The organism is Bacillus sp. BS1807G30 (assembly GCF_040047675.1).
Taxonomy (GTDB): Bacteria; Bacillota; Bacilli; order Bacillales; family Bacillaceae; genus Bacillus; species Bacillus altitudinis.
Genome location: NZ_CP157353.1, coordinates 2,255,502 through 2,275,066, shown reverse-complemented (window position 1 = coordinate 2,275,066; position 19,565 = coordinate 2,255,502). Strand labels below are relative to the sequence as shown.

Sequence of the window (19,565 nt, the reverse complement as noted above, 5' to 3'; positions counted from 1 at the left end):
ATACACATGAGGTGGGAAGGGGTTCTTATTGAATGGGAAAAAGAAAAAATCGACTTAAAGCATGGCTGACAAGAACACTTGAAATCCCTCCGGACGTGATGATGGATCTTCCCCGTATTACGATGGTTGGCAGACTCCATATTTACATAGAGAACCATAAAGGGCTTTTACTTTTCAGTGATCAAGAGGTAAGGCTGATGCTCAAGCAAGGACAGTGCATTATTTCAGGAAAAGACTTTGTGATTAAAACGATTTTGCCAGAAGAGATCTTATTAGAGGGGAAAATCGATGAGGTCCGTTATATTGATTCTTAACTGACGGAGGGGAGAAACGTGAAGAACAAATGGTTTGCCTATTTTATTGGCAGAGTGGAAGTGGAGATAAGAGGAAGCGGTATTGAGCGGCTGATCAATGAGTGCACGAGACAGGGGATCACAATTTTTCAAGTGAGCCGCCGTCAAGACAGCGTGCGCTTATTTATTCGCCTCTCAGATGTACATGCCTTTAGAAAAGTGCGCAGACATCATGAGGTGAAATGTTCGTTTCATCAAAAGAAAGGGTTCCCGTTTCTTCTTCTATGGTCGAGAAGAAATATTGGCTTCACCCTCGGGATGGCTTTTTTCCTAGTGACGATATTGGCTCTTTCAAATATGGTGTGGAAAATTGAGATTAAAGGTGCGAATCCAGAAACAGAACATCAAATGAGAAAGCATTTAGATGAAATTGGGGTACAAAAAGGGCGTTTTCAGTTTCTTATGGGGACACCTGAAAAAATACAAAAGTCATTGACGACCAATATTCAGAGCATTACATGGGTCGGGGTTGAATTGAACGGAACGACGTTTCAAATGAAAGTGGTCGAAAAAAATGAGCCTGAAAAGGAGAAATATACGAGTCCTCAGCACATCGTTGCCAAGAAAAAGGCGGTCATCACGAGAATGTATGTAGAAAAGGGGGAACCGCTTGCCCAGGTCGATGAGCATGTGAAAAAAGGGCAGATGCTCGTCTCAGGTTTAATTGGGAGTGAAGATCAGAAAAAAACGGTCGGAGCCAAAGCGAAAATCTATGGTGAAACATGGTACCGATCTGAAGTTTCTGTCCCTCTCCGAACATCTTTTGATGTCTTTACGGGTAAAATGAAGACAAAGCACAAGCTCTCCTTATTTGGAGGCTCCATCCCATTTTGGGGATTTTCCTTTAAAAAAGATGATTTTCAGCAGCCGAAAACAGAAACAGAAGTTCACCCGCTTCATTTTTTGAATATGCAATTGCCGTTCTCCTATGAAAAGGAAATCACACGAGAAAGTGAAAAAATAAATCGAGAATACACAAATAAAGAAGCGGTTCAAGCAGGGATTAAAATGGGTAAAAAAGAATTAGAAGAAAAGCTAGGTCAAACAGGTGAGGTGAAAAGTGAAAAAGTTTTGCACGAGACAACAGGGAATGGTAAAGTTAAGTTAATCATCCTTTACCAAGTAATAGAAGATATTGTTCAACCAACACCTATTGTTCAGGGAGACTAGAGAATGACAGAACATTTACTTGAGATTCAACAAAAATTGGATAGCCCAAACGAAGCCATTGCTTTATTTGGCAATCAAGATGCTTATCTGAAACTGATGGAAAACGAGCTGAATGTCTCCATCATTACACGTGGAGAGAAAGTGTATGTTTCTGGTCAGGAAGCATCAAGAGATACTGTGAGCCGTTTGATTACATCTCTCTTACATCTCATTCGTAAAGGAATTGAGATTTCTGAACGGGATGTCGTCTATGCCATTAAAATGGCGCAAAAAGACAAGCTCAATTATTTTGAAAATATGTATGAAGATGAAATTACGAAAAATGCCAAAGGAAAGTCGATCAGAGTCAAAACGATCGGCCAGCGTGAATATGCTGCGGCAATGAAAAAAGATGATCTGGTCTTTGGGATTGGACCTGCTGGTACAGGTAAAACGTATTTGGCAGTGGTCAACGCAGTACATGCCCTGAAAAATGGACATGTCAAACGGATTATCCTGACAAGGCCAGCTGTTGAAGCAGGAGAAAGTCTTGGCTTTTTGCCAGGAGATTTAAAGGAAAAAGTCGATCCTTATTTAAGACCGCTATATGATGCTCTGCACGATGTGCTTGGCAGTGATCATACGGAACGTTTAATTGAGCGCGGAGTGATTGAAATTGCCCCTCTTGCCTATATGAGAGGGCGGACGCTTGATGATGCATTTGTGATTTTAGATGAAGCGCAGAATACAACGCCAGCTCAAATGAAAATGTTTTTGACGAGACTAGGCTTTGGTTCTAAAATGGTCATTACAGGAGATATTACACAAATTGATCTGCCTAAAGGTATGCAGTCAGGTCTTGCGGCTGCAAAGGACATGCTTGCAGAGATCAAGGGTATCTCATTCATTGAATTAGACCAGACAGATGTGGTCAGACACCCGCTTGTGGCGAAGATCATTGGAGCATACGAAAAGCAAAAATGAACTGAGTGACCCGATCGCCTTAATCGGGTCATTTTGTTTCGATCGTGGTTTAAAGTAAAAAAGGAGGTACTTTCCTTGAGAAAGAATCAGAAAGGCAGTAAGCGCAAAAGGCTGCTGTCTAAAAAAGAACCTCAGAAAATGGAGCGCTCACGCTATTTAAACGTACTGCTATACGCTGGTTTAGCGGCCATCCTGTTTGTGGTGCTCTTCTTCCATGTAAAGCCTGAATCGCTCGACCTAGATTTGTTTTCAGTGAGCGAACAGACCATCTATTCTCCGTCTACCGTTGATGACCAAGAAGCAACAGAAGAAAAGAAACAAGAAGCAACGGATCAAGTAGAAGACCAATATACACTCAAAAAAGCGTATTCTGATAATCGTGTTGACCTCATTTCATCCCTCTTTGAAGCCATTAAAGAAGAGAAGAAAGCAGCAGCTGATGACAAAGAGAACCCGCCAACAGATCAAGAGATGGTGAAGCGTGTAAAAGAGAAACTCACAACCGATATGCAGGAAGCTGTTTCGGATCAATCGATTAAAGCACTGCTCCAAGCAAGTGACGAAAACCTTTCTTTTACAAAGGACTCCATCATCACAGTGGTCAATTCGCTCATGGGTAAAGAAATCACAGCTTCTAAGCTGCAAGATGAAAAGAAACAAGTGAAAGCAGAGCTTGAAAACAATTCGATTCCGTCAAAATATTTAAATGCAGCGAAAGAAATTGGTGAATTTGCGATTATTCCAAACTATGTATTTGACCCGGTGGCAACAGAGAAGAAAAGACAAGAAGCAGCTGATAATATTCAGCCAGTTCAAATCAAGCAAGGGCAAATTTTAGTGGAAGAAGGCGAGCTCATTGACCGTGAAGTGTATCGTAAATTAGAACTGACCGGTCTTTTAAACAGTTCCAATTTGTTTAAGCCTGTAAGCGGTCTTATCATCTTAATCGGTCTTTTCTTAGCGGCGATTGTCCACTCACTTGAATCGAGGAAAAAGTCGCTCGTCCATAAGAATAAATCGTTACTGCTGTACTCGCTCATTTTCACCATTATTTTAATCATCATGGAAGTATTCAGTCTCTTCCAGGAAACGAAGTATACGACCATAGGCTATGTCGTGCCTGTGGCACTTGGCACGATGCTGATTAAGCTGCTGATCAATGAGCGGCTGGCAATCTTCTCCGGCCTTGTATTTGCCCTTTGCGGCAGTATGATGTTTAATCAAGGAGTAACAGGCGTCTTTAACTATGTCATCTGTGCTTATTATCTAATAAGCGGGATGGCGGGAATTTTATTTTTGAGAAAACATAATGCGAGATCGAAAATTTTGCAGGCGGGGCTTTGGGTAGCTTTGGTGAATGTACTTGTTGTGCTGTCCATTACGCTGATTCAAAATTCTTCTCCATCAGGGCTTGAAATAGGTGTGAACCTCATCATGGCGATTGTGTCAGGGTTTGCATCGGCTATTTTGGTTATTGGGTTAATGCCAGTCTTTGAGAGCATGTTTGGCATTCTTTCGACCATGAAGCTTATTGAATTATCGAACCCGAATCATCCGCTGCTGAAAAAGATCTTAACAGAGACACCAGGTACATATCATCATAGTGTCATGGTGGCGAATTTAGCGGATGCTGCATGTGAAGCAGTCGGTGCAAATGGATTGTTGGCAAGGGTCGGGGCTTATTATCATGACATTGGAAAAACGAAAAGACCACAATACTTTATTGAAAACCAAATGAACATTGATAATCCGCACGACAAGCTTTCTCCTCAGCTGAGCAAAAATATTATTATTGCCCATACGACAGATGGTGCTGAAATGCTGAGAGAAAAGAAGTTTCCAGAGGAACTTGTGGACATTGCAGAACAGCATCACGGAAAGTCTCTGCTGAAGTTCTTTTACTATAAGGCAAAAGAACGGGATGATCAGGTGACAGAAGAAGAATTTCGTTATCCTGGTCCAAAACCGCAATCGAAAGAAGCGGCCATTATTTCTGTAGCTGACAGCGTGGAAGCGGCGGTTCGTTCGATGCATAATCCAAACCCTGAGCGGATTGAAAAGCTTGTCAAAGGCATTATTTCAGATAAGATGCAGGATGGGCAATTTAGTGAATGTGATCTGACATTTAAAGAATTAAATATTATTAGCCAAACAATTTGTACAACATTAAAGGGGATTTTCCATTCTCGGATTGAATATCCAGATGCCCCGAAGCAGAAGGTGAAGTAAATGACATTGTTAATCGATTTAATAGATGAAACAGGACAAGTAACGAAAGAGCAGCTTGAAGAAGTGGAAAAGCTTCTTCAATTTGCTGCGGATGCCCTTGAGGTAAAAGATCAAGCGGAAGTATCAGTGTCGATCGTTTCGAATGAGGAAATTCATCAAATTAATAAAGAATACCGAGGAAAAGATGCACCAACAGATGTAATTTCATTTGCCCTTGAGGAAGAAGGCGAAGGGGAAATTGAAATCATTGGAGCTGATGACATTCCGCCTGTACTTGGTGACATTATCATTAGTGTTGATCGTACGAAAGAGCAAGCAGAGGAATATGGACATTCCTTCATGAGAGAGCTAGGATTTTTAACGATTCATGGTTTTCTTCATTTGCTTGGTTATGATCATATGACAGAAGAAGATGAAAAAGAAATGTTCGCCAAACAGACAAAAATCTTGGATGATTATGGCCTTTCGAGATCATCGTAAGAAGCGAACGCCGCTTGTCCGTTTTTTTCGGAGTTTTTATTATGCATTTAGAGGAATATGGCGAACTTTCTTGAATGAACGGAATTTTCGGTTTCACACAGTCGCAGCCATCATCGTGGTGATTTGCGGCTTTTGGTTTCACATTCATCCGGTTGAATGGATGATCATTCTGCTTTTATGCGGCGGGATGTTTGCGTTAGAACTTGTGAATACAGCGATTGAACATACAGTAGATCTTTTCACAGAAGAGAAGCATCCTCTTGCTGAGAGAGCGAAGGACGCGGCAGCAGGCGCTGTTTGCGTTTACGCCGCCATTTCGGTTATGATTGGGTTGATGATCTTCTTACCGAAGATCATGCAATAGAACAATATTACTATTTATTAACATTTTTAGAAATGGGCGTGAAAATGTCACGTGAATTATGTAAAATATAAATGTGACAGTGGTACCATTTCTTCTGAAAGTGGGAACTAGAATGAACAAACAAGAGTTGATTTCAGAAGCAGTCAAAGCAAGAGATTTTGCATATGTACCCTATTCTAAATTCAAAGTCGGTGCAGCATTATTATCGCATGACGGAAAAGTGTATGGCGGCTGCAATATTGAAAATGCAGCATATGGTATGTGTAATTGTGCGGAAAGAACAGCACTTTTTAAAGCTTACTCAGAGGGCATCACATCTTTTCAAATGCTTGCAGTAGTGGCTGATACAGATCGACCTGTTTCACCATGCGGCGCATGCAGACAGGTCATTTCAGAGCTATGTGCACCTGATATGCCAGTGATTCTAACGAACTTAAAAGGACATATATACGAAACGACAGTAAACGAACTATTGCCAGGCGCATTTTCACCGGAGGATTTAAATGACTAACGAAAGCTTCAAATCAGGATTTGTATCAATTATTGGAAGACCAAATGTAGGGAAATCGACCTTTCTTAATCGTGTGATTGGACAAAAGATTGCGATTATGAGTGATAAGCCCCAAACGACTCGAAACAAAGTGCAAGGTGTTCTGACAACGAACACGTCACAAACGATTTTTATCGATACACCAGGAATTCATAAACCTAAGCACAAACTTGGCGATTTTATGATGAGGGTGGCTCAAAATACACTCAAGGAAGTCGACCTGATCTTGTTTATGATCAACGCACAGGAAGGCTATGGCAAAGGTGATGAATTCATCATTGAACGACTAAAGCAAACATCGACACCGGTGTTCCTTGTCGTCAATAAAATTGACCAAATTCATCCGGATGAACTGTTCCTTTTAATTGATGAATACCGCACACGTTACCCATTTAAGGAAATTGTGCCAATTTCAGCACTTGAAGGCAACAACATTGATACGCTTCTTCAGCAAATTGAAGGTTATCTTCCAGAAGGCCCTCAATTTTATCCGGCAGATCAAGTAACAGATCACCCAGAGCGATTTATTATTTCTGAATTAATTCGTGAAAAAGTGCTGCATTTAACGAGAGAAGAGATCCCTCACAGTATTGCGGTTGCAATTGAATCGATCAAGCCAGATGAAAACGGCAAGATTCATGTTGCAGCGACCATCGTCGTAGAACGTGATTCACAAAAAGGGATTGTGATTGGTAAGCGCGGCAGCTTATTAAAAGAAGTGGGACAAAAAGCGCGCAGAGACATTGAAGCACTTTTAGGCTCAAAGGTGTATTTAGAGCTTTGGGTAAAAGTGCAGAAGGACTGGCGTAATAAATCCACACATCTTCGTGATTTCGGATTTAGAGAAGACGAATATTAAAAACCTATACAGTTGTTAGTAGATCTGACAATGGTGCGGTTCGATTAGTAAAAATTGTTTATCATGAAATGGAGGTAGCCTGGTCAAGATAAAATTAATATGTTGGATGTAGCGTTGCTGCTTCTAATAAAGAAAGGTGGGGTTTTTATGTTGAATTTTACATGGAACGTATTTTCACAAACAGGAAGCGTTGACACGTATCTGCTTTTCAAAGAGTTAGAAAAGGAGAACCTGGAAAGACCCGATGTACTTGAAGAAGAAATAGCACGACTTGATTTTCCAATCTTATAATTCTTGACCCCCTCCAATGCTCGGAGTGTAGACAAATGCTCATTAAAAGTGAAGGAATCGTCCTTAGAACAACAGATTATGGCGAAACAAACAAAATTGTCACGCTGCTCACTAGAGAACATGGGAAAATTGGTGTGATGGCAAGAGGCGCTAAGAAATCAAACAGCCGCCTGTCAGCCATAAGCCAGCCGTTTTTATACGGAACCTTCCTGATCCAATCATCAACAGGACTTGGAACGCTCCAGCAAGGTGAAATGATGGAAAGCATGCGGACCATTCGGGAAGATTTATTTCTGACCGCATATGCCGCATATATGACAGAATTACTTGATAAAGGAACAGAAGAAAAGAAGCCAAACCCTTACTTGTTTGAACTTCTTCTTCAATCTTTACGCCATCTCAATGAAGGCACAGATGCTGATATTATTTTATTTATCGTAGAGGTTAAAATGCTGTCAGTGATGGGGTTGAAGCCTGAACTGGACAAATGTGTACACTGCGGTCAAAAAGAAGGGCAGTTCCATTTCTCAATTAGAGATAACGGATTCATCTGTAGGCAATGCTTTTCTAAAGATCCATATAAACTGCCCTTATCCCCAGCAGCAGCAAGACTGCTCCGTTTGTTTCATTATTTTGATTTATCAAGGCTTGGTCAGGTTGACGTGAAACCACAAACGAAACAAGAAATTCGTCAAGTGCTCGATCATTATTATGAAGAGTATTCAGGTCTTTATTTAAAATCAAAAAAATTCATGAATCAAATGGAATCCATGAAAAAGCTAATGGACGGTGAAAACAAAAGTTGACATCTTCCATGACTTTTTGTAAGATCATCTAAGATCAAATATGTTGCATTGACAGAAAGAAGTACTTACGTATCAGCCATAAAAGCGACCTTAGGACGGTGTGAGCTAAGGATGGACACGTAACGAAAGGCATTCTTGAGCAACGTAAAACAAAGCGGCTGGGTGCTACGACACCAGCAAATAGGGTGGAACCGCGGGAAAAACTCTCGTCCCTATGTTTGCAAGGAACCTTGTGAGCATAGAGACGGGAGTTTTTGTGTTTTGCAAAAAGGTTCTAGGCCCCACCGCCATACATAGCGGATGGTGTAAAAAAGATGGAGGTGCGATCATTGAATATTCAAGACATGATTTTGACACTGCAAAAGCATTGGTCAAATGAAGGCTGCGTATTAATGCAGGCATATGACACAGAAAAAGGTGCTGGAACGATGAGTCCATACACGTTCCTCAGAAGCATTGGACCAGAGCCATGGAAGGTAGCCTATGTAGAACCTTCAAGACGCCCGGCTGATGGCAGATATGGAGAAAACCCAAACAGATTGTATCAGCATCATCAATTTCAAGTGATCATTAAGCCATCACCTGACAATATTCAAGAACTGTATCTAGAATCATTGAAGGCGCTTGGCATTGACCCGCTGAAACATGATATCCGTTTTGTTGAAGACAACTGGGAAAACCCATCTCTTGGCTGTGCAGGACTTGGCTGGGAAGTTTGGCTTGATGGAATGGAAATTACGCAATTTACGTATTTCCAGCAAGTTGGCGGTTTAGAATGTAAGCCAGTTTCTGTTGAAATCACATACGGAATTGAGCGCCTTGCTTCTTACATTCAGGACAAAGAAAATGTGTTTGACCTTGAATGGACAGATGGCTTTACTGTAAGAGATTTATTCTTAATGGCTGAATACGAGCATTCTGTGTATACGTTTGAAACATCTAATACGGATATGCTGTTCGATTTATTTACAACATATGAAAAAGAAGCACATAGCCAAATGGACAAAGGGCTTGTTCACCCGGCATATGATTATGTACTCAAATGTTCTCACACCTTTAACCTGCTTGATGCCAAAGGCGCGATTTCTGTGACTGAGCGAACAGGTTATATCGGAAGAGTACGTCAGTTAGCGAGAAAAGTAGCCAAAACATATTACGAAGAACGAGAAAAACTAGGATTCCCTATGCTAAAAGAGGAGGCGGCTTCTCATGAATAAACAAGATGTATTACTTGAAATCGGCTTAGAAGAGATGCCGGCTCGTTTCATGCCAGAAAGCACAAAGCAGCTAGGTGACAAAGTAAAAGCTTGGTTCGTAGCGCAAAATATTTCATTCGAAGACGTTGCTTTATTTAATTCACCAAGACGTCTAGCTGTACTCGTCAAAGGTGTTGCAGAAAAACAAGAGGACATCAAAGAAGAAGCAAAAGGACCGGCTAAAAAGATTGCTCAAGATGCTGAAGGCAATTGGACAAAAGCTGCCGAAGGTTTTGCCCGCGGACAAGGCGCTTCAACAGATGATCTTTATTTCAAAGACATTAAAGGTGTGGATTATGTCCATGTCCAAAAGTTTCAAGAAGGAAAGCAAGTCAAAGACCTTCTTCCAGCATTGGGTGACATTGCCGCTTCATTGAGTTTTCCAAAGAACATGAGATGGGGAAGCGAGGATTTACGCTATATCCGTCCAATTAAATGGATTGTTTGTTTATTTGGTCAAGAGATCATTCCTGTCGAAATTGCAGGAGTGAAAAGCGGACGGGAGACTAGAGGACATCGTTTCCTAGGGACGACAGCCAGCATTGACACACCAGCTTCTTATGAGCAAACATTAAGAGATCAATTTGTCATTGTAGATTCAGATAAAAGAAAACAATTAATTACTGAGCAATTACATGCCCTTTCTTCCGAAAAAGGCTGGGTCATTCCAGTTGATCCTGAGCTTCTAGAAGAAGTGAACGATCTCGTTGAATATCCAACCGTTCTATTTGGTTCTTTTGAAGAAGAATTTCTTGCGCTGCCGGAAGAAGTGCTTGTCACGACAATGAAAGAGCATCAGCGTTATTTCCCTGTGAAAAATGAACAAGGGGAATTACTGCCGCACTTTATTACGGTCAGAAATGGAAACAGTGAGGCACTTGAAAATGTGGCAAGAGGGAACGAAAAGGTTCTTCGTGCACGTTTATCAGATGCGGCATTTTTCTATAAAGAAGACGAAAAACTCGTCATTGAAGACAATATTCAAAAGCTTGATAAAGTCGTATTCCATGAGAAACTTGGTACGATTGGCGACAAGCTGAAAAGAGTAACAGACATTGCCGTCCGCCTAGCAGATCATGTGGGTGCAGATGAAGAAACGTCTAAACGCGCTGCAAGAGCAGCCAGTATTTCTAAATTTGATCTTGTGACTCAGATGGTCTATGAATTCCCAGAACTGCAAGGAATCATGGGTGAAAAATATGCTAGAGCACTTGGCGAGCATGAAGAAGTGGCAAAGAGTATCAACGAGCACTATATGCCGCGCTTTGCCGGTGACGATGCGCCGTCAACACTTATTGGGGCGATTGTTGCAGTGGCGGATAAGCTAGATTCTATTTGTTCATTCTTCTCAATTGATGTCATTCCAACAGGCTCTCAAGATCCTTATGGATTAAGAAGACAAGCGAGCGGTATCGTTCAAATCCTGCTAGACCGCCAATGGAATCTTTCATTTAAAGAGCTTTTAGCACTAGCTCAAGTAGAGACAAAACATGAAGCGGCTCTCATTGAATTTTTAACACACCGTTTGAAATATGTTCTCCAAGCAGAACATATCCGTCATGACGTGGTGGAAGCAGTCCTTGATGTTGAAAATATTGAACCATATGCGGTTGTGAAAAAAGCGGCTGTTCTTGAAGAGAGCGTGAAACAGGAAAGTTTCAAAGAAACGGCTGAGGCACTAGGCCGCGTCATTTCAATCAGTAAAAAAGGGGAAGACGCACAGATTCAGCCTGAACTGTTTGAAAATGAACACGAACAAAAGCTATTTGAAGCGTATCAGCAAGCGGAAAAAGCCGTCAACGAGCATATGGCAAGTGGACAGTACCATTCAGCACTTGAAGCGTTAGATACGTTAAAGGCACCAATTGTTCATTATTTCGACCATACCATGGTTCATGCCGATGATGAAAAACTGAAACAAAATCGTTTGGCACAAATGGTCAAACTTGCAAAAGTCATTCAATCATTTGCGAATATGAACAATTTAATTGTAAAATAAATACCTAAGAACGGTTGCCTTTTTCGAAGGGCAATCGTTTTTTACTCATTTAATTCACGGTTTTTGAGTGGATTTTTGTTTCATTCGGACGAAGATGCGCTATAATATGATGAGTTATGAAATTGATATACATAAAGTAAGGATTCGCTCTCTCTATTTAAAGGTGGTGAGTACAATCGAGTTAAATAAACGGCAAGAGCAGATTTTACAGATTGTCAAAGAGAATGGTCCGATCACTGGAGAGCATATCGCCGATCGGCTGAACTTAACAAGGGCTACCCTCAGACCGGATTTAGCCATTTTAACGATGTCTGGCTTTTTAGAAGCAAGACCAAGGGTCGGCTACTTTTTTACAGGCAAAACAGGCACGCAGCTTCTGGCAGATAAGCTGAAAAAACTTCAAGTGAAAGATTTTCAGTCCATTCCGGTCGTGATACACGAGAATGTTTCGGTTTATGATGCGATTTGTACGATGTTTTTAGAGGATGTGGGCACATTATTCGTTGTGGACGATCACTCTATTTTAACAGGCGTGTTATCAAGAAAAGACCTCCTTCGAGCAAGTATTGGGAAACAAGAGCTTCCATCTATACCTGTCCATATTATTATGACAAGAATGCCGAACATTACCGTTTGCCGCAAAGAAGATTTTATTATGGATGTGGCCAAGCACTTGATTGAAAAGCAAATAGATGCACTTCCTGTTATAAAAGATACGGATAAAGGCTTTGAAGTTGTCGGCAGAATTACGAAAACAAACATGACGAAAATACTTGTTAGCTTATCAGAGAACGAAATTATCTAATTACAGAAGACTGCGAGGGGATGTTATGAGTAATCGCGTAATTTTTGTTGTATCAGATTCAGTAGGAGAAACGGCAGAGCTCGTGGTCAAAGCGGCACTTAGCCAATTTGATGGCGGCTCATCCGACCATTCAAATATTAGAAGAATCCCATATGTAGAGGATGTTGGTACGATTAAAGAAGTCATTTCACTGGCGAAAGCAGATAATGGGATCGTCTGCTTTACTCTTGTTGTACCAGAAATGCGCCAATTCTTAATAGAAGAAGCAGAAGCCAATGGCGTCGTGTACTATGACATTATCGGTCCACTTATTGATAAAATGGAGACGGCATATGGAAATGAAGCGAAACATGAGCCAGGTCGTGTACGTCAATTAGATGAGGACTATTTTAAAAAGGTAGAAGCCATTGAGTTCGCTGTGAAATATGATGATGGCCGGGACCCAAGAGGTATTCTAAAGGCTGATATTGTGCTGATTGGTGTATCACGTACGTCTAAGACACCACTTTCTCAATACTTAGCACATAAACGCTTGAAGGTAGCAAACGTTCCGATTGTTCCTGAAGTTGATCCGCCAGAGGAGTTATTCTCAGTTGATCCAAAAAAATGCATCGGCCTGAAAATTAGTCCAGACAAACTAAATCATATCCGTAAAGAACGTTTAAAATCACTCGGTTTAAATGACCGTGCCATTTATGCGAATATCGAGCGGATTAAAGAGGAACTAGAATATTTTGAAAAAGTGGTTGACCGAATTAACTGTCAAGTTGTTGATGTATCGAATAAAGCAGTTGAGGAGACAGCAAATGTCATTCATCAAATGCTGACCAAAAGAGGTTCCGAATAAACTCAGGATGCTCCTCCTGGGTTTTTCCTATGGTGGGAAACGGGTAAACAAAAACAATAGCATATTTGCTGCATTTGTATTATAATAAAAAATTGTGATAAAATGATTGATTTTAGGTTTAAGTTAAGTCAAGAACGAATAAACTAATATTGGCAGAAGTCAAGTGATTCTGAACATAACTTTTCGACAAAATGAGTTTTACTGTTAATTGCTTTATGGGGGAAAAGTATGGTCTTTTTGCTTCTCTAAAGCAGGAATAAGGTGGAGGGATGGAGAATTAGTCACCTGAATGAACGTAAAAAAGAAAGGACGATTTATGTCGATGCAGATGCTTGTCCTGTAAAAGACGAAATCCTTTCTGTCGCATCTCAATTTCAAGTACCTGTGACTTTCATTGCTTCATATGAGCATTTTCAAACCAAACGATCACCACTTGAAGATTGGCGGTTTGTTGATACACATAAGGAAGCAGCAGATTTAGTCATTGCGAACTTAGCTGTCAAGCACGATATTGTCGTCACCCAGGATATTGGTCTGGCCTCCTTACTGCTTCCAAGACAAGTCATTGTTCTGTCTGAAAGAGGACGAATGTACACAAACGAAACAATTGATTTTGATTTGGAACGCAGGCATGTTTCCAGTAAACAGCGAAGAAAAGGTGTATACGGAAAAGGTCCCAAAAAGCTTTTAGAAGAGGATAAAAAGCGATTTATTGCCCAACTACAAAAAATCCTGTCGAATCATGAAGGATTTTTGAATTAAAAGGCGAATAATGTACGACGGAGTGTTATTAGGATGAGCAAACGTATACCAGATGAACTTTTGGAGCAAATCCAAAAAAACGCAGACATTGTCGAAGTGATTGGAGAATACGTACAGCTTAGAAAACAAGGTCGGAATTACTTCGGTCTTTGTCCATTCCATGGTGAAAATACTCCTTCATTCTCTGTTTCAGCAGATAAGCAAATCTTCCATTGTTTTGGCTGTGGTGCAGGAGGTAATGTATTTTCGTTCCTCAGACAAATGGAAGGCTACTCATTTATTGAAGCCGTTTCACATGTTGCTGATAAGTACCATATTGATTTGCCGGATCATGTAGCGAATGCGCAGATCAGTTCCTCACAGCAAGAGGATACAGCAGATCATAAAATGATTGAGGCGCATGAGCTTCTTAAGAAATTTTACCACCATTTGCTGGTAAATACAAAGGAAGGTCAAAACGCACTCGATTATTTAAGGTCCAGGGGCTTTACGGATGAAACAATTGCCAAGTTTGAGATCGGGTATGCTCTCGACTCGTGGGATTTCGTGACCAAGTTTTTAGAAAAACGAGGGTTTGATCCTGCGATGATGGAGAAGGCTGGTCTTTTGATTCAACGAGAAAACGGCACAGGTTTTTTTGACCGCTTTAGAGATCGTGTCATGTTTCCAATTCATGATCATCACGGGACGGTCGTCGCTTTTTCTGGAAGATCACTTGGTGATCAGCAGCCAAAGTATATGAATAGTCCTGAAACGCCACTTTTTCATAAAAGTAAGCTGCTTTATCACTTTCATGACGCGCGTATGCATATTAGAAAACGCGAACGTGCAGTCCTTTTCGAAGGATTTGCTGACGTCATCTCGGCTGTCACAAGTGGTGTTGGCGAAAGTGTTGCAACAATGGGTACGTCTTTAACAGAAGAGCACGTAAAGCTTCTTAGGCGGAACGTAGAAGAGATCATTTTATGTTATGACTCTGACACGGCCGGATATGAAGCGACCATGAAAGCATCAGATTTGCTTGGAAAAAGAGGATGTAAAGTTCGCGTTGCCATGATACCAGATGGACTTGATCCAGATGATTACATTCGTAAATATGGCGGCGAGAAATTTAGGAATGACATCATAGATGCAAGCGTGACATTAATGACATTTAAGATGAATTTTTTCCGAAGAGGAAAGAATTTGTCTGACGAAGGAGACCGCCTGACTTACATGAAGCAGGTTCTCCGAGAAATCAGCCGATTAAACGGTTCCTTGGAACAAGAGATTTACATGAAGCAGCTGGCCGGGGAGTTCTCCATTTCACTTGACTCATTAAAGGAGCAATTGGAGCTTTTTGAAAAGCAGCAGCGACAAGAGGCCAAGAGCTCGCAAGAAGAAAATGGGCTTGAAAAGCGGCGTGCACATCTGTCAACACAGGTAAGACGAAAACGTCTAAGGCCGGCATATGAAAACGCAGAGCGAATGCTCCTTGCACATATGTTGAAAAATGATGACGTGATCCGAAAAGTGCTTGATAGGATAGGGTTTGAATTTAATATAGATTCGCACAGAGCGCTGGCAACATACATTTATGCATTGTATGAAGAAGGCAAGGAGCCGACCCCGCAGCATCTGATGAACCGTATAGAAGATGATGTGATCAATCAGCTCCTGACGGATATATTCATGATTCAAGTTGGAGACGAACTAAGTGAAGCTGAATTAAGTGATTATGTAAAAAAAGTGTTGAATCATCGGAATTTGTCAATGATAAAGGAAAAAGAACTAGAACGTGCAGAGGCGGAGAGGCAAAAAGATTTCTTCAAAGCGGCAACACTTGCAAAAGAAATTATTCAGTTGAACCGTTCGCTGAAGTAATACGTCTACTATTTATGACAAGACTTACGGCTGGCAATGAATCCTTTAATGGGAGGAGCATAAGACCGCAAGCATCTTGCCTTCATCATTATTTATTTTATTCCTATTTGCTCATTCTGTTTGATAGAGAGAGAAAGGCAGAGCAGAAGCAAATCGCAAGTTACTTTAGAATTCGTTGCAAGCTTTGGAAGGAGGGATCCATAATGGCTGATAAACAAGCCCACGAAACTGAAACTGAATTAACCTTTGAACAGGTGAGAGATAAGCTCACTGAAACGGGTAAAAAACGGGGCGTTTTAACATACGAAGAAATTGCAGAGCGTATGTCTAGCTTTGAAATTGAATCAGACCAGATGGATGAATACTATGAATACTTAGGCGAACAGGGTGTAGAACTCATCAGTGAAAATGAAGAGACTGAAGACCCAAATGTTCAGCAGCTGGCTAAGGCAGAAGAGGAATTTGACCTGAATGATTTAAGCGTACCACCAGGCGTCAAAATTAATGATCCTGTTCGTATGTATTTAAAAGAGATCGGGCGCGTCAATTTGCTATCTGCTAAAGAAGAGATTACGTATGCTCAAAAGATTGAAGAAGGCGATGAGGAATCAAAAAGAAGATTAGCGGAAGCGAACCTTCGTCTCGTTGTCAGCATTGCGAAACGTTATGTTGGTCGTGGTATGCTGTTCCTTGACTTGATTCAAGAAGGAAACATGGGGCTCATGAAGGCGGTTGAGAAGTTTGATTACCGCAAAGGATACAAATTCTCAACATATGCGACATGGTGGATTAGACAGGCGATCACACGTGCGATTGCCGATCAGGCGAGAACAATCCGGATCCCGGTTCATATGGTGGAAACCATTAATAAATTAATCCGTGTTCAAAGACAGCTTCTACAAGATCTAGGTAGAGAACCAACGCCAGAAGAAATTGCGGAAGACATGGATTTAACACCAGAGAAAGTAAGAGAAATTCTTAAAATTGCGCAAGAGCCAGTATCTTTAGAAACACCTATTGGTGAGGAAGATGACTCGCATCTTGGTGATTTTATCGAAGACCAAGAGGCGACTTCTCCATCAGACCATGCTGCCTATGAGCTCTTAAAAGAGCAGCTTGAAGATGTATTAGATACGCTAACGGACCGTGAAGAAAATGTGCTGAGACTGCGTTTCGGACTAGATGACGGAAGAACACGCACATTAGAAGAGGTAGGAAAGGTGTTTGGCGTAACAAGAGAGCGTATTCGCCAAATTGAAGCGAAAGCTCTTCGTAAATTAAGACACCCAAGCAGAAGTAAACGATTAAAAGACTTCTTAGAATAGAAACCGGACGGATCTTGAGAGAGATCCGTTCTTTCTTCATCAAAATGAAAACGCTTTTTTGACCTGATTATATTTTACTGAATAACAAATGAATTTGCAACGTTCTTAGAGAAAAGATGTATAAAAAATACATCTAAATGTGCTGAAGGCTTCATTTCTCATTTTGAATCATTTTTGTCTAATCTGTGAACTTGACCAAAGTTTTGTATCATAATTCGTTTACTTTTTGTAAAATTAAAGTAGAATTAGAATTGTTTGCATAGTCTCAAAGGGGTTTTTCACAAAGGGGAGGATGAAAGAAATGAAACGGAATCCACTTATACCATTCTTATTGATTGCCATTTTAGGTATTGGACTCACTTTTTTCTTATCAATGAAGGGGCTGAAAGATGAAGACAAAATTGCCTCTGGGGGCAAAGAGCAAAAGCAAGAAGAGACCGCAAATGCGACGCCGGAAGAATTGTATAAGCAGAACTGTATTAGCTGTCATGGGGAAAACTACGAAGGTGGCGCTGGTCCTGCATTAAAAGGTGTTGGCGAGAAGCTTGAAGTAGCAGACATCAAGAAAAAAATTCAAGAAGGCGGAAATGGGATGCCGGGCGGGCTAATTCCGAATGAAAAGCTCGATGAAATGTCAGAATGGGTATCCAAAATTAAATAATAAAGCGCAAAAAGCTCTTTTTCATCAGAAGAGCTTTTTTCATTTGAAAACGACTTTTAAAAAGTCCATAATTTATATAAGATAGACAAGTATGAACATTAAAGAAAAGTAGTGATATGGATGAATGAAATGAATTTGTCAAAACGATTAAAAAGAGTCGCAGACTTTTTACCAAAAGAGGCGGTCTTTGCTGATATTGGCTCAGATCATGCCTATTTGCCATGTTATGCGATATTACATCATAAAGCATTGAAAGCCATTGCTGGTGAAATTACTGATGGACCGCTTCAATCTGCGAAGCAGCAAGTACATAGGCTTGAATTAGATGAGCAGATTTCAGTCAGAAAAGGAAATGGCCTTGAAGTGATTGAAAAAGGCGAGGTGAATGCTGTCACGATTGCAGGAATGGGCGGAGCACTCATTGCAAGCATTCTAAATGAAGGTAAACACAAGCTCACAGGGCAGGAGCGGCTTATTCTTCAGCCTAATATTCATGCTCACCATATTCGTTTATGGCTCTATCAAGAGGGGTATGAACTGATGGATGAAGTGATTTTAGAAGAGGATGGCAAGATATACGAAATCATCATTGCCGAAACTGGCGACAAAGATAAAGCTTATGAAGGCATGTCGATTGAAACAGGCATACTCGTTGGTCCGTTTCTTGCCAAAGAACATAATGATGTCTTCCGGCGCAAATGGATGAATGAGCTCCAGCACATGGAGCATATAGAAGGCCAGATTCAACAAGCAGCGCCGACGGAAGAGAACAAAGAACGTCTGAAAGAACTGAATGCGAAAATAAAAATGCTAAAGGAGGTTTTGACTGTTGGCTAAAACAGTGAACGGGCATGAAATCATCCAATTATTTGAGCAATTTTCACCAAAGGCATATGCGGTGGAAGGTGATAAAATCGGGCTCCAGATTGGAACGCTGAATAAAAAAGTGACCAATGTCATGATCACCTTAGATGTATTAGAAAATGTGGTAGATGAGGCAATTGAGCGGAAGGTGGATCTCATTATTGCCCACCATCCGCCAATTTTCCGTCCATTAAAACATGTGGCGACAGATCAGCCGGCAGGACGGATCATTGAGAAATGCATCAAACATGATATTGCGGTGTATGTAGCACATACAAACCTGGATGTGGCTGATGGGGGAGTTAATGACTTGCTTGCAGAGGCTTTAGAGCTCGGGGAAACAAAAGTGCTAGTTCCAACATACGAAGATCCAATTAAGCAGCTAGCCTTGTATGTTCCAGTGGAATTTGAAGAGGCCATCAGGACGGCTTTAGGAAATGCGGGAGCTGGCCATATTGGCAACTATAGTCATTGCGCTTTTTCAAATGAAGGGACAGGCAGTTTTCTGCCATCAGAAGAAGCTGTGCCATTTATTGGTGAGACGGGTAAATTGGAATTTGTGAAAGAAGTACGAATCGAAACCATTTTCCCAGCAAGTATTGAAAAACAAGTGATTCGTGAAATGATCAAAGCACATCCTTATGAAGAAGTGGCTTACAGTGTTCATACGACAGATCTTCCTCCTATTCAAAAAGGCCTTGGCCGTATTGGAGAATTAAAAGAACCTATGACACTTAAAGACTTCACTCAATTTGTGAAAACGAAGTTAGATGTGAATGGAGCGCGTTTTGTAGGAGATCAGGAAGCGATCGTGAAAAAAGTAGCTGTGCTTGGAGGAGACGGAAATAAATATATCCATCAAGCGAAAAGAATGGGTGCAGATGTGTACGTGACTGGCGACCTTTATTTCCATGTCGCTCACGATGCCATGATGCTCGGACTGAATGTAGTGGACCCGGGTCATTACGCAGAAAAGATCATGAAAGAGGGCGTGAAGACAAAGCTAGAATCGCTATGTACAGATAAAAAATATGATGTGCAATTCTTTGTATCAGAATCAAACACAAACCCGTTTCAATTTGTGTAAACAAAAACGTCAGAGCATAGCAGCTCTGACG

Annotated in this window: 20 protein-coding genes; all 20 read left to right on the top strand. The window is 41.0% G+C overall.

The window, feature by feature from the left end; genetic code table 11:
- The first annotated feature begins 32 nt into the window (after window positions 1-32).
- The 20 genes from yqfC (at window position 33) to ABG082_RS11630 (ending at window position 19,534) form a co-directional block, all read left to right on the top strand.
- Window positions 33-314, top strand: coding sequence for a sporulation protein YqfC (yqfC, locus tag ABG082_RS11725; RefSeq protein WP_012010618.1), 282 nt, complete (start codon window positions 33-35; stop codon window positions 312-314).
- A gap of 18 nt (window positions 315-332) precedes the next feature.
- The gene (gene yqfD, locus ABG082_RS11720) at window positions 333-1,523 is read left to right on the top strand and encodes a sporulation protein YqfD (protein ID WP_041090989.1); all 1,191 of its coding nucleotides are present in this window, start codon (window positions 333-335) and stop codon (window positions 1,521-1,523) included.
- 3 nt (window positions 1,524-1,526) lie between these two features.
- Window positions 1,527-2,486 (top strand): PhoH family protein, encoded by a 960-nt coding sequence (locus ABG082_RS11715; RefSeq protein ID WP_008342419.1) that lies wholly within the window; start codon window positions 1,527-1,529, stop codon window positions 2,484-2,486.
- Between the two features lie 138 nt (window positions 2,487-2,624).
- The gene (locus ABG082_RS11710; protein ID WP_173408463.1) at window positions 2,625-4,715 is read left to right on the top strand and encodes an HD family phosphohydrolase; all 2,091 of its coding nucleotides are present in this window, start codon (window positions 2,625-2,627) and stop codon (window positions 4,713-4,715) included.
- Window positions 4,716-5,195, top strand: coding sequence for an rRNA maturation RNase YbeY (gene ybeY, locus ABG082_RS11705; RefSeq protein WP_017358013.1), 480 nt, complete (start codon window positions 4,716-4,718; stop codon window positions 5,193-5,195).
- A complete protein-coding gene (locus ABG082_RS11700) occupies window positions 5,173-5,559 on the top strand; it encodes a diacylglycerol kinase family protein (protein ID WP_024718818.1) in 387 nt (128 codons plus the stop codon). The genes ybeY and ABG082_RS11700 overlap by 23 nt, the downstream gene beginning before the upstream one ends.
- Before the next feature lie 112 nt (window positions 5,560-5,671).
- Window positions 5,672-6,070 (top strand): cytidine deaminase, encoded by a 399-nt coding sequence (locus ABG082_RS11695; RefSeq protein WP_008342410.1) that lies wholly within the window; start codon window positions 5,672-5,674, stop codon window positions 6,068-6,070.
- Window positions 6,063-6,968: a GTPase Era gene (gene era, locus ABG082_RS11690; protein WP_007501305.1), complete on the top strand. Its 906-nt coding sequence runs from the start codon at window positions 6,063-6,065 to the stop codon at window positions 6,966-6,968. Before ABG082_RS11695 ends, era begins: the two co-directional genes overlap by 8 nt.
- A 147-nt stretch (window positions 6,969-7,115) precedes the next feature.
- A complete protein-coding gene (locus tag ABG082_RS11685) occupies window positions 7,116-7,259 on the top strand; it encodes a YqzL family protein (protein WP_008342408.1) in 144 nt (47 codons plus the stop codon).
- Window positions 7,260-7,294: 35 nt separating this feature from the next.
- Complete coding sequence (recO, locus tag ABG082_RS11680) at window positions 7,295-8,065, top strand: DNA repair protein RecO (RefSeq protein ID WP_255233981.1); 771 nt, start codon at window positions 7,295-7,297, stop codon at window positions 8,063-8,065.
- A gap of 329 nt (window positions 8,066-8,394) precedes the next feature.
- Complete coding sequence (gene glyQ, locus ABG082_RS11675; RefSeq protein WP_003217487.1) at window positions 8,395-9,282, top strand: glycine--tRNA ligase subunit alpha; 888 nt, start codon at window positions 8,395-8,397, stop codon at window positions 9,280-9,282.
- Complete coding sequence (gene glyS / locus ABG082_RS11670; protein ID WP_046527146.1) at window positions 9,275-11,320, top strand: glycine--tRNA ligase subunit beta; 2,046 nt, start codon at window positions 9,275-9,277, stop codon at window positions 11,318-11,320. Before glyQ ends, glyS begins: the two co-directional genes overlap by 8 nt.
- A 166-nt stretch (window positions 11,321-11,486) precedes the next feature.
- Entirely contained in the window at window positions 11,487-12,125 is a 639-nt protein-coding gene (locus tag ABG082_RS11665) for a helix-turn-helix transcriptional regulator (protein ID WP_024423017.1), read from the top strand.
- A 25-nt stretch (window positions 12,126-12,150) separates the two neighbouring features.
- Window positions 12,151-12,972 (top strand): pyruvate, water dikinase regulatory protein, encoded by an 822-nt coding sequence (locus ABG082_RS11660; RefSeq protein WP_008342399.1) that lies wholly within the window; start codon window positions 12,151-12,153, stop codon window positions 12,970-12,972.
- 261 nt (window positions 12,973-13,233) lie between these two features.
- Window positions 13,234-13,734: a YaiI/YqxD family protein gene (locus tag ABG082_RS11655; protein WP_008342395.1), complete on the top strand. Its 501-nt coding sequence runs from the start codon at window positions 13,234-13,236 to the stop codon at window positions 13,732-13,734.
- Window positions 13,735-13,767: 33 nt separating this feature from the next.
- Complete coding sequence (gene dnaG / locus ABG082_RS11650) at window positions 13,768-15,597, top strand: DNA primase (protein WP_008342393.1); 1,830 nt, start codon at window positions 13,768-13,770, stop codon at window positions 15,595-15,597.
- Between the two features lie 203 nt (window positions 15,598-15,800).
- Window positions 15,801-16,922 (top strand): RNA polymerase sigma factor RpoD, encoded by a 1,122-nt coding sequence (rpoD, locus tag ABG082_RS11645; protein WP_008342392.1) that lies wholly within the window; start codon window positions 15,801-15,803, stop codon window positions 16,920-16,922.
- Window positions 16,923-17,223: 301 nt separating this feature from the next.
- A complete protein-coding gene (gene cccA / locus ABG082_RS11640; protein WP_249668925.1) occupies window positions 17,224-17,583 on the top strand; it encodes a cytochrome c550 in 360 nt (119 codons plus the stop codon).
- A gap of 120 nt (window positions 17,584-17,703) precedes the next feature.
- Window positions 17,704-18,420: a tRNA (adenine(22)-N(1))-methyltransferase TrmK gene (locus ABG082_RS11635; protein WP_348936117.1), complete on the top strand. Its 717-nt coding sequence runs from the start codon at window positions 17,704-17,706 to the stop codon at window positions 18,418-18,420.
- Complete coding sequence (locus tag ABG082_RS11630) at window positions 18,413-19,534, top strand: Nif3-like dinuclear metal center hexameric protein (protein ID WP_125590945.1); 1,122 nt, start codon at window positions 18,413-18,415, stop codon at window positions 19,532-19,534. The genes ABG082_RS11635 and ABG082_RS11630 overlap by 8 nt, the downstream gene beginning before the upstream one ends.
- The last annotated feature ends 31 nt before the right edge of the window (window positions 19,535-19,565 follow it).